The sequence below is a fragment of the Pseudomonas sp. Rh2 genome (assembly GCF_040762985.1).
GTDB classification, from domain to species: Bacteria; Pseudomonadota; Gammaproteobacteria; order Pseudomonadales; family Pseudomonadaceae; genus Aquipseudomonas; species Aquipseudomonas taiwanensis.
In genome coordinates, this window is sequence record NZ_CP142890.1 from 2,750,332 (window position 1) to 2,765,063 (window position 14,732).

12 protein-coding genes are annotated in these 14,732 nt (G+C 62.5%); 7 read left to right on the forward strand and 5 right to left on the reverse strand.

Features of this window, described 5'->3' with window-relative positions:
- Positions 1-485: 485 nt before the first annotated feature.
- Positions 486-2,393 (forward strand): 3-dehydroshikimate dehydratase QuiC, encoded by a 1,908-nt coding sequence (gene quiC, locus VXM67_RS12395; RefSeq protein ID WP_023380225.1) that lies wholly within the window; start codon positions 486-488, stop codon positions 2,391-2,393.
- Between the two features lie 344 nt (positions 2,394-2,737).
- A complete protein-coding gene (locus VXM67_RS12400) occupies positions 2,738-3,409 on the forward strand; it encodes a TetR/AcrR family transcriptional regulator (RefSeq protein WP_023380226.1) in 672 nt (223 codons plus the stop codon).
- 7 nt (positions 3,410-3,416) lie between these two features.
- Here the strand turns inward: VXM67_RS12400 and VXM67_RS12405 are convergent, their stop codons facing one another.
- The gene (locus tag VXM67_RS12405; RefSeq protein ID WP_023380227.1) at positions 3,417-4,424 is read right to left on the reverse strand and encodes a GlxA family transcriptional regulator; all 1,008 of its coding nucleotides are present in this window, start codon (positions 4,422-4,424) and stop codon (positions 3,417-3,419) included.
- A gap of 139 nt (positions 4,425-4,563) precedes the next feature.
- Between VXM67_RS12405 and VXM67_RS12410 the strand changes: the two genes are divergently transcribed.
- Entirely contained in the window at positions 4,564-5,034 is a 471-nt protein-coding gene (locus VXM67_RS12410) for a hypothetical protein (protein WP_023380228.1), read from the forward strand.
- A gap of 44 nt (positions 5,035-5,078) precedes the next feature.
- On the opposite strand, the gene VXM67_RS12415 is transcribed toward VXM67_RS12410, so the two are convergent.
- Positions 5,079-5,402: a hypothetical protein gene (locus VXM67_RS12415; RefSeq protein WP_023380229.1), complete on the reverse strand. Its 324-nt coding sequence runs from the start codon at positions 5,400-5,402 to the stop codon at positions 5,079-5,081.
- Positions 5,403-5,570: 168 nt separating this feature from the next.
- On the opposite strand from VXM67_RS12415, the gene VXM67_RS12420 reads away from it, so the two are divergent.
- Together VXM67_RS12420 and VXM67_RS12425 are read left to right on the forward strand one after the other, a co-directional pair.
- Complete coding sequence (locus VXM67_RS12420; RefSeq protein WP_023380230.1) at positions 5,571-6,065, forward strand: GNAT family N-acetyltransferase; 495 nt, start codon at positions 5,571-5,573, stop codon at positions 6,063-6,065.
- A gap of 148 nt (positions 6,066-6,213) precedes the next feature.
- Positions 6,214-8,301: an EAL domain-containing protein gene (locus VXM67_RS12425; RefSeq protein ID WP_023380231.1), complete on the forward strand. Its 2,088-nt coding sequence runs from the start codon at positions 6,214-6,216 to the stop codon at positions 8,299-8,301.
- Between the two features lie 83 nt (positions 8,302-8,384).
- Here VXM67_RS12425 and VXM67_RS12430 read toward each other — a convergent pair whose 3' ends face one another.
- On the reverse strand, positions 8,385-9,209 hold the full coding sequence (locus tag VXM67_RS12430) for an aldo/keto reductase (RefSeq protein ID WP_027907186.1): 825 nt from the start codon (positions 9,207-9,209) through the stop codon (positions 8,385-8,387).
- Between the two features lie 229 nt (positions 9,210-9,438).
- Between VXM67_RS12430 and VXM67_RS12435 the strand changes: the two genes are divergently transcribed.
- Positions 9,439-10,317 carry a DMT family transporter gene (locus tag VXM67_RS12435; RefSeq protein WP_023380233.1) on the forward strand — a complete coding sequence of 293 codons (879 nt, stop codon included), beginning with the start codon at positions 9,439-9,441 and terminating at the stop codon, positions 10,315-10,317.
- A 70-nt stretch (positions 10,318-10,387) separates the two neighbouring features.
- Here VXM67_RS12435 and VXM67_RS12440 read toward each other — a convergent pair whose 3' ends face one another.
- Complete coding sequence (locus tag VXM67_RS12440) at positions 10,388-10,987, reverse strand: hypothetical protein (RefSeq protein WP_027907187.1); 600 nt, start codon at positions 10,985-10,987, stop codon at positions 10,388-10,390.
- Between the two features lie 101 nt (positions 10,988-11,088).
- On the reverse strand, positions 11,089-11,997 hold the full coding sequence (locus VXM67_RS12445; protein WP_023380235.1) for a LysR family transcriptional regulator: 909 nt from the start codon (positions 11,995-11,997) through the stop codon (positions 11,089-11,091).
- Positions 11,998-12,371: 374 nt separating this feature from the next.
- Here VXM67_RS12445 and katG point away from each other — a divergent pair, with 374 nt between their 5' ends.
- A complete protein-coding gene (gene katG, locus VXM67_RS12450) occupies positions 12,372-14,621 on the forward strand; it encodes a catalase/peroxidase HPI (RefSeq protein WP_023380236.1) in 2,250 nt (749 codons plus the stop codon).
- The last annotated feature ends 111 nt before the right edge of the window (positions 14,622-14,732 follow it).

Sequence of the window (14,732 nt, forward strand, 5' to 3'; positions counted from 1 at the left end):
CCGCACGGCTGGCAGCGTTCGCGAGGCGCGACAAGGGGCCAGACGTAGCGATCGATATCGGGAGTAGGGGCGTTGCTAAATGGCGCGCAATCGCGGATGGGAAGTGCGAAGGGAGAGCGAGCGAGCAGGTGCGGATCGCAAGGCGACTGGAGTGTGCATAGGTCGGTACCCGGTTTATTGAACTTATTATGTGGTGATACTGGGCTCTTCAGCGCAGGTTCCGCCGAACGACCTTCTGGGCAGAATCGGATCTTCGGTTTACCTGCGTCTGGAATTCATAGTTGCGCACGGGTTGGCATTTGATCAATTCATCGAAACGGGTTTTGTTCGGTAATCGAACACAAAACTAACCATTTCGTACAAACCAATTGCTGACAGGACTTTACCTGCGAATAATTGATCGTGCCAGAAACCTGTTCGAGGTTTCGGCACCGTCGTCCTCCGCGCAGGCCCCGCGCCGCGCTCCAATAACAAGGTATTCCAGCATGCAGCGTTCGATAGCCACCGTGTCCTTGAGCGGCACTCTGCCGGAAAAGCTCGAAGCCATCGCCGCCGCCGGTTTTGACGGCGTTGAAATCTTCGAGAACGATCTGCTCTATTACGCCGGTAGCCCACGTGAAATTCGGCAGATGTGCGCCGACCTGGGTATCGCCATCACTCTGTTCCAGCCGTTTCGCGATTTCGAAGGCTGCCGTCGTGAACGCCTGCAGAAGAACATCGATCGGGCCGAACGCAAATTCGACTTGATGCAAGAGCTGGGTACCGACCTGGTCCTGGTGTGCAGCAACGTCCAGGCCGATGCGCTGAGCGAAGAGCAGATTCTGGTGGATGACCTGCGTCTGCTGGCCGAGCATGCCGGCAAGCGCGGTCTGCGCATCGGCTACGAAGCCTTGGCCTGGGGCCGCCATGTGAACACCTACCAGCAAGTCTGGAACCTGGTGCGCCAGGCTGACCATCCTGCGCTGGGCGTGATCCTCGACAGCTTCCACACCCTGTCGCTCAAGGGCGATCCGTCGGCGATCCGCGATATCCCCGGCGACAAGATCTTCTTCGTGCAGATGGCCGATGCGCCGATCCTGGCGATGGACGTGCTGGAGTGGAGCCGCCACTTCCGCTGCTTCCCAGGGCAAGGTGAAATGGATCTGGCGGGCTTCCTCGCACCGATTTTGGCGACTGGCTATCGTGGTCCGTTGTCGTTGGAGATTTTCAACGACGGCTTCCGCGCGGCACCGGCACGGCAGAACGCCGCCGATGGCCTGCGTTCGCTGCTGTACCTTGAAGAGCAGACCCGCCTGCGCCTGGAGCAAGAAGCCACGCCCATCGAGCCGGGTGTGTTGTTCGCGCCACCGGCGGCCAGTGCCTATGACGGTGTCGAATTCCTTGAATTTGCAGTGGATGAGGCCGTTGGTGCGCGCCTTGGCGGTTGGCTCAAGCGCCTGGGCTTCGCCGAGGCTGGCCAGCACCGAAGCAAGGACGTGACGCTGCTGCGTCAGGGCGATATCAACATCGTGCTCAACGCCGAGCCGTATTCCTTCGGCCACAACTTCTTCGAGGCTCACGGCCCTTCACTGTGTGCCACGGCCTTGCGAGTCAAGGACGAGGAGGCGGCACTGCAGCGTGCGACGGCTTTCCGTGGTCAGCCGTTCCGCGGCCTGGTCGGCCCCAACGAATGTGAAGTGCCTGCGGTGCGTGCCCCGGACGGTAGCCTGATCTACCTGGTGCAGCAGGGGCGCGAAGGCCGCTCGCTGTACGATACCGACTTCTCCCTGGACCCTGAAGCGACTGCCAGTGGTGGCTTGCGCCGAATCGACCACATGGCTCTGGCCCTGCCGGCCGAGTCGCTGGACAGTTGGGTGCTGTTCTACAAGAGTCTCTTCGACTTCGCCGCCGACGACGAGGTGGTTTTGCCCGACCCATACGGCCTGGTGAAAAGCCGCGCCCTGCGCAGTCAGTGCGGTACCTTGCGTTTGCCGTTGAACATCTCGGAAAACCGTAACACCGCCATCGCCCACGCATTGTCCAGCTACCGGGGCTCGGGTGTTCATCACATCGCCTTCGATTGTGACGATATCTTCCGCGAAGTGGCCAGGGCCAAGGAGGCGGGAGTGCCGTTGCTGGAGATTCCGCTGAACTACTACGACGATCTGGCTGCGCGCTTCGATTTCGACGACGAATTCCTCAGCGAGCTGGCGTATTACAACGTGCTGTACGACCGCGATGCCCAGGGGGGGGAGTTGTTCCACGTCTACACCGAGGCGTTCGAGGAGCGTTTCTTCTTCGAAATCATCCAGCGCAAGGGGGGGTACGCCGGCTATGGTGCCGCCAACGTTGCGGTGCGTCTGGCGGCGATGGCCAAGCGGCGCAGTGGTGCGGCGCGCAAGCCGGTGTTGTGAGCATGGCGTTAGGCTTTGGGGGCCTGTGAGATCGAGCGCCGCCCGCGCGGCGCATCGCGAGCAAGGCTCGCTCCTACGTCTGTTTCGGGCCAATGACGTCAGTGACAGGCGCGCGCGAGCGCCTTGCTTGTACGACCTGATATCGCGTCAAGCGCACATCTTTCAGGAATTATTGGCCCGGAATAGACGTAGGAGCGAGCCTTGCTCGCGATGCGCCGCGCAGGCGGGGTTCGATCTCACAATCACCACACCCTCCGCGACGCCACCCGACCAACAGCGCGCTTCCCTGTATCGCTTCGCTCACGGATAATCCTCGCATTCCAATAAACAGCCTGTGAGTGGGTATGAGTGATTCCGTAGTCAGCCTCGGCCAGCCTGAGATCGAAGGGGTGCGCAAGACGCGCAAGAACAACCCCGAGAAAACGCGCGAGGACATCCTCCAGGCCGCGATCAACGAGTTCGTCCAGCAGGGGCTGGCAGGCGCGCGGGTCGACGCCATCGCCGAGCGCACGGCCACCTCCAAGCGCATGATCTACTACTACTTCGGCAGCAAGGAACAGCTGTACGTCGAGTGCCTGGTCAAGCTTTACGGCGATATCCGCAAGACCGAACAAAGCCTCGAGCTAGAATCGCTGCCGGTCGAGCAGGCAATTCAGCGTCTGGTCGAGTTCACCTTCGATCACCATGACCGCAATGTCGACTTCGTGCGCATGGTCTGCACCGAGAACATCCATTACGGCGAATACGTCAAGAAGACCCCGGTCATCCGCGAGATGAGCAGCCTGGTGCTCCAGGCCTTGAGTCGTACGTTGCAGCGCGGTGTTGAAGAGGGCGTGTTCCGGCCCGGAATCGAGGTCATCGACCTGCACATGCTGATGAGCTCGTTCTGTTTTTATCGGGTATCGAACCGGCATACCTTTGGCGACATCTTCCAGGTCGATTTCTCCGACACCAACGTCAGGCAGCGCCACAGGGCGATGATCTGCGACGTAGTGATGCGCTACATCCGCGCCTGACCGGCGCTCATTCACCCAGCCGTTGCTCGCGTGACGGCGGGTAGCCGAAGTAGGCGGCATAGCATTTGCTGAAGTGCGACACCGAGACGAAACCACAGGCCACCGCCACCTCCATCACCGACAGGTCGGAGTATTGCAACAGGCGGCGGCTCTTGGTGATGCGCAGCTCCATGTAGTAGCGCCGCGGCGAGGTACCCAACTGGGCCTGGAACAGCCGGTCGATCTGTCTTCGCGAGCGCCCGCTGTAGGTGGCCAGCTGGTCGAGGCTGAGGGTTTCTTCCAGGTTGTTTTCCATCAGCTCGACGATGGTGCGCAGGTGCAGGCTCATGGACTTCTTCGCTCCAGGCCCGACCTGGCGATAGCGAGCACCCGAGAACGACAGGATTTCCTCGACACCTTCGGCCAAGCCATCGCCGTAAAGCCTGCGTACCAGCCCTAGCATTAGCTCCATGGCGCCGTTGGGGCTGGCCGCGCTCAGGCGGTCACGGTCGAGGGTGAAGCTGGCAGGGGTGATGCGTGTCTGCGGGCTGCGCTCGGACAAGCTCGCGCGCTGTTCGGGGTGGATGCTGCAGCCATAGTCATCGAGCACGCCGGCGCGGCCAAGGAACCAGGCACCGTTCCATAGGCCACCCAGGGCCATGCCATGGGCAGCGCAGTCCCCCAACAGGCGATCGAGTTCGGGGTACTTCAACGGCGTGCGCAGGCCGCCACACACCAGCAGCAGATCAAGGTCCTTGAGCGCTTGCGCCTCCAACTCGGTAGCCACCAGTTCCAGGCCCAGGTCGCTCAGCACCCGATCGCCACTGAGCGACAGCGGGGTAAAGCGGAAACTGTCGGCGCGCAGCAGGTTGGCGGTGACCAGCACATCCATGGCCACGGTGAAACTGGCCATCGAAAAGTGTTCGAGCAGGACGAAGTCGACCCGATAGGGCGCCTGTGCGTTCTCGGTCGAGGATTTGAGCCTTAGCATGTTGCTGGTGCTGGTCTTCTTGCTGAACTGACGTGGCGTTGGCACTCTGAACTCCGCTTCCAGGCTGGTTCGCAGAGTGTGGCGGCAGGCCGAGGGAAAGACAATCTCCGGGGTGCGGGCGTGGTATTGGAGGTCGTATTGAGGCAACTGAGCTATGCTGGCGTACCTCACCCGGAGACCCTCGATGAAATACGCCCTCGCTTTGCTGTTGAGCTTGTTGCCATTCATTGCCAATGCCTTGCAAACAGGTGAAACACTGGCGCCCTGGACGCTGCTCGACCAGTACGACCAGGCCGGCAGTCTTGAAACCGGCACCCATATCTTGCTGGTTGCCCGCGATATGGACGGCGCCAAGCTGGTGAAGGCGGCGCTTGCCGATCAGCCCAAGGGCTACCTTGAAGCACGCCATGCGTTGTTCGTCGCCGATATCCAGCGCATGCCGGCGCTGATCAGCAAACTGTTCGCCATTCCGGCGATGCGTGACTACAGCTACCGGGTTCTGCTTGACCGTGACGGCCGAGTGGCCAGTCGTTACCCAGCCGAGGAGGGCAAGGTGCTGTGGTTGCAGCTGGAGCGGGGCGCGTTGGTGAGCCAACGGCTGTTCAGCGATGCGCAGGCGCTCAAGGCCGCCCTGGACCAAGCGCCGCACCCTTGAAAGGGGTGATCAGGGCACCCGATGCACTGATGCCCTGAGCGGGGTCATGGAATATTGAGCGTGATGGCGCTACCAAGGCCATTGACCATCAGGCTGCCTTCGAACTCGATGTGCTTGATCACGTCCGCCGATTCGAGTTCGCCTTTTATTCGCATGCGGACCTGGCGTTTCGCTTCGCGGGCCTTGTCATCGAGGGTGGCGGGTGCCAGCTCCACTTGGCCGAGCAGTGTGGTCTCGATATCACCGGTGGTTTCCCAACCCAGGTTGTGGCGCAGGATGGTGCGCGCTTTCTCCGCCGAAGCTACGTGCTGTGGTTTGCCGGTGTCGAGGGGGCTGATCGTGTAGGCGAGTTGGAAGTCGTGTTTCATGGCATTTCCTTTTCTGTGGATGCAGGCCTCCGTGCCGGGGCCTGCAATCTAACCGGCCGTTAGCGAAACTGAAACCAACGCGTTGTTCAGGCTGCTCCGGTCGCGGTGGGAATCTGCCCACAGCGTTCTTCGGCGCGCGTTAAACTGCTAATTTTTCGAGCCCGCCTCATGCTGCCCATCGAATTGCTTGAAACCAGCCCCGACCAGGCTGAACTGCTGCGCAACCTTTATCAGTTCTATGCCTATGAATCCTCCGACTGGGAGCAGGAGGACGTCGAGGTGGACGGGCGTTTCTACATTCATGAATCACACCTGCAACGTTATTGGCACGCTCCCGACTGGAGCGCCAGCCTGGTCCTGGTGGATGGTTTCATCGCGGGTTTCGTGCTGGTCGAGCGCAGCGAATTGCCGGGGGTCGATGCCCTGGAACTGGCTGACCTGTTCATCCTTAAAAAGTATCGCCGCCAGGGCGTTGCGCGGGCTGTCGCGCAACAGTTCCTCGGCCGCCCCGGCGACTGGCTGCTGCGCTGCCATGGCCGGGACCGCCAGGCCGTGGCGTTCTGCCAAGCGCTGGTGGATACCCTGCCGCGTCCGGTGCGGATGATCGAGCTGGATGACGACCCGGAGTTGCTCAATTTCTGGGTAAGCGCGGCCCGCCACTGAGCGCCGCGCCGCGATGGGCAACGGCAAAATTTTGTGAGTCACTTCACAAAAATCAGGTAATTGGCATAATGCCAGCACCCTTTTGCAAGACCTGGCCGCCACCGTGCCCGGCGGCTTATCGTTCCCTTGGCAGGTTCAGGTAAATCTCATGTCGCTAGTCGCAAGTTCGGACATCATGTACCGGCTGTTGATCCAGAGTGTGCTGGATTACGCCATTTACCTGCTTACCCCCGAGGGGATCGTCGCCAACTGGAATCCGGGAGCGCAGCGGGCCAAGGGCTATGGGGCCGACGAGATTGTCGGAAAGCACTATTCGCTGTTCTACAAGGACAGCGAGCGTAACGCCGGTCTGCCCGAGCAGAACCTGGATCAGGCCCGGCGCACGGGGCGCTTCGAGGAAATCGGTGTGCGCTTGCGCAAGGATGGCACGGCTTTTCACGCCCATGTGGTGATCGACGCGGTATACGACGACGATGGCCAGTTGGTCGGCTTTGCCAAGGTCACGCGTGACATCACCGAGCGTCGCCAGCAGGAGCTGGAGCTGTTGAAGGCCAAGGAGCTGGCCGAGCAGTACAGCCAGGAGATGACCAACCTGTCGCAGTTCCTCGACTCGGTGATCTCCAATATTCCTGCCAGTGTGATCGTCCAGGACCTGCAGAGCCAGCGCATCCTGCTGGCCAACCAGCAGGCCGAGCGCCTGTTCGGCGGCCGTGACGCGAACATGATCGGCCAGATGCCCAACGAGTGCCTGACCCCGGCTGGCGCTGAATTCCTGGGTCAGCAGTTCAGCCGTGGTGCCCGCAGTGCCAAGGGGTTTGCCGCCGAAACCCGGGTCGACACCGCCTGCGGCCCGCGCATCCTGCGCAGCCGGTCGCTGCTCTGCCAGAATCGCGACGGTCAGGCCGACTACGTGCTGTTCGTCGCCGAAGACGCCACCGAGGAGCTGGCCGCCCACGCACAGATCCACCACATGGCACACCATGACGCGCTCACCGGGTTGCCGAATCGCACGCTGTTCAACGAGCGTTTGAAACAGGCGCTGGTGCGGGGTGAGGACAACAGCAAGCTGACCGCTGCGCTGTGCCTGGACTTGGACAATTTCAAGAACATCAACGACTCGCTTGGCCATGCTTTCGGCGACAAGTTGCTGCGAGCCTTGGGCAAGCGGCTGCGTCGCGAGCTGCGGGAGCACGACACCCTGGCCCGTCTGGGCGGCGATGAATTCGCCGTGGTCCTGACCAACCTGGAGAACCGTGAGGGTGCCTACCACATCGCCCAGCGCCTGATTGAAGCGATCAGCCCGCCGTTCCAGATCGAAGGCCATCAGTTCTCGGTAGGGGTCAGCATCGGGGTGGCCATCGCCCCGCAGGACAGCGATCAGGCCGAGCAACTGCTGGGTTATGCCGACATGGCGTTGTACGAAGCCAAGCGCAATGGGCGCAATCGCTACGAGTGCTTCAGCGTCGAGATGGACGTTGCCGCACGCCAGCGCCGCCTGGTCGAGACCGACCTGCGTACAGCGCTGCACCTTGGGCAATTGCACCTGCACTACCAGCCAGTGGTCGACCAGCAGACCAGCCAGATCACCGGGTACGAAGCGCTACTGCGCTGGGAGCATCCGACCCGGGGCATGGTGATGCCGATGGACTTCATCCCCATCGCCGAAGAAACCGGGCTGATCCACGAGCTTGGAACCCGCGCACTCAACCTGGCGTGTCAGGAGGCAGCCAGCTGGGAAGGCGAGCAGACGGTGTCGGTGAACCTGTCGCCGGTGCAGTTCAAGAACGCCAATCTGGTGCACACGGTGGCCCTGGCGCTGGCCGACTCGGGCCTGGCGCCTCAGCGCCTGGAGTTGGAAATCACCGAATCGGTGTTGCTGGGCAACAGTGAAGAGAACGTGCGTACCCTGCGGGCGCTAAAGGCACTCGGAGTGTCCATCTCGCTGGACGATTTCGGGACGGGTTACTCGTCGCTGGGCTACCTGCGTTCATTCCCGTTCGACCGGATCAAGATCGACAAGTCCTTTGTACATGACATGTGCGAAAGCCGCGAGGCGATGTCGATCATTCGGGCCATTACCGAGCTGTCCAACAGTCTGATGATCAAGACCACGGCCGAGGGTGTGGAGTCGGAAGAGCAGATGCGCCGCCTGGCTGCCGAGGGGTGCTCGCACTTTCAGGGGTACCTGTACGGTCGACCGGCACCGGCGAGCGAGCGATTGAAACAGGTGGGCTGATCGCTGGCGGTGCCGGCTCCATGCCCCGCCGTCGCTATGCTGCGGGGTCTATGCAGGAGCCGGGTTGGCGGCGATGGGGGCGCTCAGCTATTCCACTGGGGCGCAAAATCTGGGCTCACAACCCGCTGATCCTTCGGCAGCGCCGCGATCAAGGTCCGGTCATCATCATCCAGTTGCACGTCCAGTGCCGCCAGGTTGGCCAACTGGTTCTGGCGGCTGCTGGCTTTTGGAATCACCGCCACGCCATCCTGGTCCAGCAGCCACTTGAGCGCGACCTGGCTTGGCAGGACGCCATGCTTGGCGGCGATATCGCCAATAGCCTGCTGTTCCGCGGCCCGTCCGCGCGCCAGCGGCGTGTAGGCAGTCAAGAGCAGGTCATGCTGACGCGCGTAGTCCAGCAGCGGCTGCTGGCTGAGCAGCACGTGGTACTCCACCTGGATCGCCGACAGCGGCGCCCCCAGCTCCTCGACCACCTGGCGCAACAGGCCGAGCGGGAAATTGGCCACGCCGATACTGCGCGCCTTGCCTTCCTCGTGCAGGGTGACCAGTGTCTCGATACTGCGGGCCAGGTCCATGTCCTTGGCGGGCCAATGGATATGGAACAGGTCTACCTGGTCGGTGCCCAGGAGACGCAGGCTGTCCTCCAGCGATTGACGCATGGCCTTGGGTTCGAGCTTGTCCCACCAGACCTTGGTGGTCAGGTGGATGGCTTCGCGCGGCACTTCGCTCTCGCGCAGGGCCTGGCCGACCGCGGCCTCATTGTCGTAGGCGGTGGCGGTATCGATGTGCCGATAACCCAGCTCCAGCGCCTGGCGGACCGCTGTGGTGCATTCGCTGCCGGTCATTGGCCAGGTGCCCAGGCCGATACAGGGCAAGTCCAGACCGTTGCGGGTTGTTAACCTATGCATGAGAACTCCTTGTAGGGGGGAGGAACGGGCATTGATGGTGCGTGTGTGTTGCGGCCTGGGCCATGTGCCTGAGGCAAAAAGTGGTCGATCAGCGAACGAAATCTTCTGGGCCTTGAGCGGGAACGGCAATGGGTCTTCCTTAAGTTGTCGTATCTCTTCTAGAATTCGACCTGCCGCACCTGCCTTTCACCCTGGCGCAGTATCCCGCCGCGCCGCCATCGAGAGCGCCATGAGTTCCAGCACACCGCTGTCCGGAGTCAATCAACCACTGCGAGGCATCGCCCTGGTGGTGGTGGCGACGTTTCTATTTGCCAGCCACGATGCCTTGTCCAAGTTTCTCGGCGGGCTTTACCCGATCATCATGGTGGTCTGGGCGCGCTATCTGGTGCATACCTTGCTGATGGCCGGGATCTTCCTGCCCAAGTCCGGCCTTAACGTGCTGCGGACTCGTCGCCCGGTGCTGCAGACCTTGCGTGCGTTGAGCCTGCTGAGCACCAGCCTGTTATTCACCACCGGCCTGCAGTACCTGCCGCTGGCCGAGGCGACGGCGGTCAACTTCCTTGCGCCGGTGCTGGTTACGGCATTGTCGGCACCGCTGCTCAAAGAGCGGGTGACGGCGGGGCAGTGGGTGGCGGTGGTGCTGGGGTTCGTCGGGGTGCTGGTGGTGGTGCACCCGGGAGGCGCGATGTTCACCCCGGCGATTCTGTACCCGTTCGGCTCGGCGCTGGGGTTCTGCTTCTACCAGTTGCTGACCCGTATCCTGGCCGCCCACGACAGCCCGACCACCAGCAACTTCTATGCAGGGTTGTGCAACACCTTGGTGATGACGGCGCTGGTGCCATTTTTCTGGGAAGTGCCGCGCTGGGATCATGCGCTGTTGATGCTGGCACTGGGCGGCTTTGGCATGAGCGCGCACTTGCTGCTAACCCAGGCGTTCCGCCATGCGGCGCCGGCGCTGTTGGCACCGTTCAGTTACTGCCAGATCGTATTCGCCGGGTTGCTCGGCCTGCTCATTTACCGGCAGGTGCCGGACAGTGCCAGCCTGATCGGGATCGCCGTCATCTGCCTGAGCGGTTTGGGTGCGGCGTGGATGCAGCGCAGGAAGTGACCGTCATTGCGTGCAGCTGGATGTGGAAGAACCCATGCATTGCGAAGGGGCTGCTCGATGGCCACATGGGTCAGGCACGCCCCCCCAGCAAGCTGCTCAACGACGCATCGAAGTCTCGCAACGCATCGGCCTGCACTGCCTGCTCATCGTCGATAACCCGTGTCACATCGCCAAGCGCCTTGTGCGCCCGTCCCTCGGCACGGCCGATGTAGGTCAGCTGGTCGTCGAAGAAGCGTGCTACCACACGGCTTTCGATATCGGCGCTGGCGAGTCGGCTTTCGCTATCGAGGAGCACGATGATGTCCGGGCGATCGGCCAACAGTGTGTCCAGGTCGTCATAGAACGTCACTTCGGCGAACTGTTGGGCCAGTGATTTGGCCAGCCAGTCGTAGGCTTGGCTGCCGCTGTTGAGGGTGGCGACCGGAATGCTGCGGTTCTGCGCGGGCGCAGTGCGTTCGTCGCGATGGCGCTGCAGGTAGTCGAGTGTCGAGGCGCCGTTGCGCCCCAGCAGTACTGCGACATGCTGGCCGGGCGCAAGCACCACACTGGACATTGCGGTGGCGGAGTAAAAATGCCCGTCGGGCCTGGCGTCGTGGTTCGCTGCAGGCGCCGCACAGCCGCTGAGAGCCGCGAGCAGGACGAGCAGGGCAGCGATCATGCCGGTTTTCATCGGGAAACCTCGTCAATGCATCAATGCCGCCATCTTCCGCCAGGCACTGCTTGCGGCGGAACTCGATGCTGTTCATGGTGGCTATTGACGAGGTCGATGAATCAACGAGGGTCGGCCATGAACTGCATGATCCGCTCGCGCAGCCAGCGTTCAGCCGGGTCGTTGTCCTGGGCGCCGCTCCAGACCATCGACAGCTCTGCCTCGGTGACATCGAACGGTGCGGGGTCGGCGCGCAGGCTGCCATCGTCGGCCAGGGCACAGGCGGCATAGTCCGGCACCGTGGCGATCAGTTCGGTGTTACGCAACAAGGCCCGAAGGCTGCCGAACTGCGGCACTGCAAGGACCACCTTACGGCAGCGGCCGATGCGGGCCAGGTCAAGGTCGATGTTGCCGCTCATGTCGCCCGAGAAGGACACCATCACATGGGGGCGGGCGCAGTATTCGTCCAGGGTCAGCGGGCCGGGGCGGTCATCGGCGCGCAGCACCCGCACACCGATGTTGCGCAGCTTGCGACGCTTGGCCGTGGCCGGCAGGTCGGTGGTGTAGCTCACGCCGACGGAAATTTCGCCGCTGGACAGTAGCCCTGGCATCAGCAGGAAGTTGGCTCGACGCACCACCACACTGATCTCAGGGGCCTCTTCGCGCAGGGCTTGGAGCAGGGCGGGAAACAGGCCGAACTCGGTGTCGTCCGACAGGCCCAGGCGAAACACGTTGCAGCTGTTGGCCGGATCGAAATCCCGCGCCCGGCTGATCGCCGCGGAAATCACGTCCATGGCCGGCCCAAGCTCGGCAAAAATCTGCATCGCCCGCGGCGTCGGCTCCATGGCCCGGCCATTGCGGATCAGCAGCGGGTCGTCGAACAGCTCCCGCAGGCGGGCGAGGGCGGCGCTGACCGTGGATTGGGTGATGAACAGCTTTTCGCCGACACGGGTCAGGTTGCGTTCGATCATCAGGGCTTCGAACAGCACCAGCAGGTTCATGTCGACGCGGCGCAGGTCATTGCGGTTCATGTGCTTGGCTCTGGGCGTCAGTGGTTGGCGATGAATTGAAGCACGCCGAGGGCCCTTTTGCCTTGTATGGATGTGCCCGGCCTTTGACCGGGAAAAAGCATACGCTGACGCTATCGCCCCGCAATAGCCACTCTATTAGAAGTCTGCCCAAGGTCGGCTAGTCTTGTCCCTGGCTCCGCGAATTGTGCGTGCGGGCGGCGTGTCAGCACCTGTGTGCAAGACCGAGCCGCGGCGCCGTGGCAAGGTCGCTAGCCCCGTGTCGGCACGCGTCCGACCCAACCTGATGAGGGGTAGGCATGAGCCCCTGTGCTCAGCTGAAAGAACACCTGGCATAGACCGGAAATCTGGATAACCGACCCAAAAGGTAACCGCAGATGTCGAACGAATCGAAATGCCCGTTCCATCAAACCGCAGGTGGCGGCACCACCAACCGCGACTGGTGGCCTGACCAGCTCAATCTTAGGATTCTCCATCAACATTCCTCGAAGTCCGACCCGATGGACAAGGACTTCGATTACGCCAAGGCGTTCAAGAGCCTCGATTTCCAGGCCCTGAAGAAAGACCTGACCGCCTTGATGACCGATTCCCAGGACTGGTGGCCAGCCGACTTCGGTCACTATGGCCCATTGTTCATCCGCATGGCCTGGCATAGCGCGGGCACCTACCGCATCGGTGACGGCCGTGGTGGCGCTGGCTCTGGGCAGCAGCGTTTCGCCCCGCTCAACAGCTGGCCGGACAACGTCAGCCTGGACAAGGCACGGCGCCTGCTGTGGCCGATCAAGCAAAAGTACGGAAACAAGATTTCCTGGGCCGACCTGATCGTGCTCACCGGCAACGTTGCCCTCGAATCGATGGGCTTCAAGACCTTCGGTTTCTCGGGTGGGCGTGCCGACGTCTGGGAACCAGACGAAGACGTGTATTGGGGCTCGGAGAAAGTCTGGTTGGGTGGCGATACCCGCTATGGCAAGGCCCAAGCGCCCGGCCAGGGCGACCTGGTGGCCGAACCGGCCAAGCGTCCGGAAGAAGAGAGCCGTACGCTCTCCGGCGAGCGTAATCTTGAAAACCCGCTGGCCGCTGTGCAGATGGGCTTGATCTACGTGAACCCGGAAGGCCCGGAGGGCGTTCCCGACCCAGTGGCCTCGGGCAAGGATATCCGTGAAACCTTTGGCCGCATGGCCATGAACGATGAAGAAACGGTTGCCCTGATTGCCGGCGGCCACGCCTTCGGCAAGACCCATGGTGCCGGCCCGGCCGACAACGTCGGGCCCGAGCCGGAAGCCGCGGGGCTGGAGCTGCAGGGCCTGGGCTGGGCCAACAAGTTCGGCACCGGCAAGGGCGGCGATACCATCACCAGTGGTCTGGAAGTGACCTGGACCTCGACCCCGACCCGCTGGAGCAACGAGTACCTGAACAACCTGTTCAACTTCGAGTGGGAACTGACCAAGAGCCCGGCGGGTGCGCACCAATGGCGACCCAAGGACGGCAAGGGGGCCGGCACCGTGCCGGATGCCCACGACCCGGCCAAACGCCACGCGCCGTCCATGCTCACCTCTGACCTGGCCTTGCGCTTCGACCCGATCTACGAGCCCATCGCCCGTCGCTTCAAGGACAATCCCGACCAGTTGGCGGATGCCTTCGCCCGCGCCTGGTACAAGCTGATCCACCGTGACATGGGGCCTCTGGCTCGTTACCTGGGCCCGGAAATGCCCAACGAAGAGCTGCTGTGGCAAGACCCGTTGCCGAAAGTCGATCATCCGTTGGTGAACGAGCAGGACATCGCGACGCTTAAGGCCAAGGTGCTGGCGTCGGGCCTGAGTGTTGCCGAGCTGGTGTCCACCGCCTGGGCTTCGGCCTCGACGTTCCGCGGGTCGGACAAGCGAGGGGGCGCGAACGGCGCTCGCCTGCGTCTGGCGCCGCAAAAGGACTGGGCTGCCAACCAGGGCGTTGAGAACGTGTTGACGGCGCTGGAAAAGATCCAGAGCGAGTTCAACAGTGGCGGCAAGAAGGTCTCCCTGGCCGACCTGATCGTGCTGGCCGGCAACGCGGCGGTGGAGAAGGCCGCCAAGGACGCCGGGCACGATGTCAGCGTGCCGTTCCATCCTGGGCGTGTCGATGCCAGCCAGGCGCAGACCGATGTCGAGTCGTTCGCCGTGCTGGAGCCGCTGGCTGACGGCTTCCGCAATTTCACCAAGGCGCGCTACAGCGTCAAGGCCGAGAAATTGCTGCTGGACAAGGCGCAGTTGCTGACCCTCACCGCTCCAGAGCTGACGGTGCTGATCGGCGGCTTGCGTGTGCTGGGGGCCAACCATGGTGGTTCAAAGCATGGTGTGTTCACCAACAAGCCCGGCAGCCTGAGCAACGACTTCTTCCGTAACCTGCTGGACATGGGCGTGGAATGGAAGTCGACCTCGGCCGACAACGACACCTTCGAGGGGCGCGATCGCAAGACCGGGCAAGTGAAGTGGACCGGCACCCGGGTTGACCTGGTGTTCGGCTCCCATGCCCAACTGCGAGCCTTGAGCGAGGTGTACGGCAGCAGCGATGGCAGCGCCAAGTTCGTCAAGGACTTCGTCGCGGCCTGGGCCAAAGTGATGGAACTCGACCGCTTCGACTTGCCGCGTTGAGTCCCCTCCCCAAGGCCTGATGCGACAGGCCTCGAGTTACCCTCCGGTTGCGATGTTTTGCCGGAGGGCGACTCACCCCTGGGTTTCCTGAAACATCAGTCATTCCCCCTT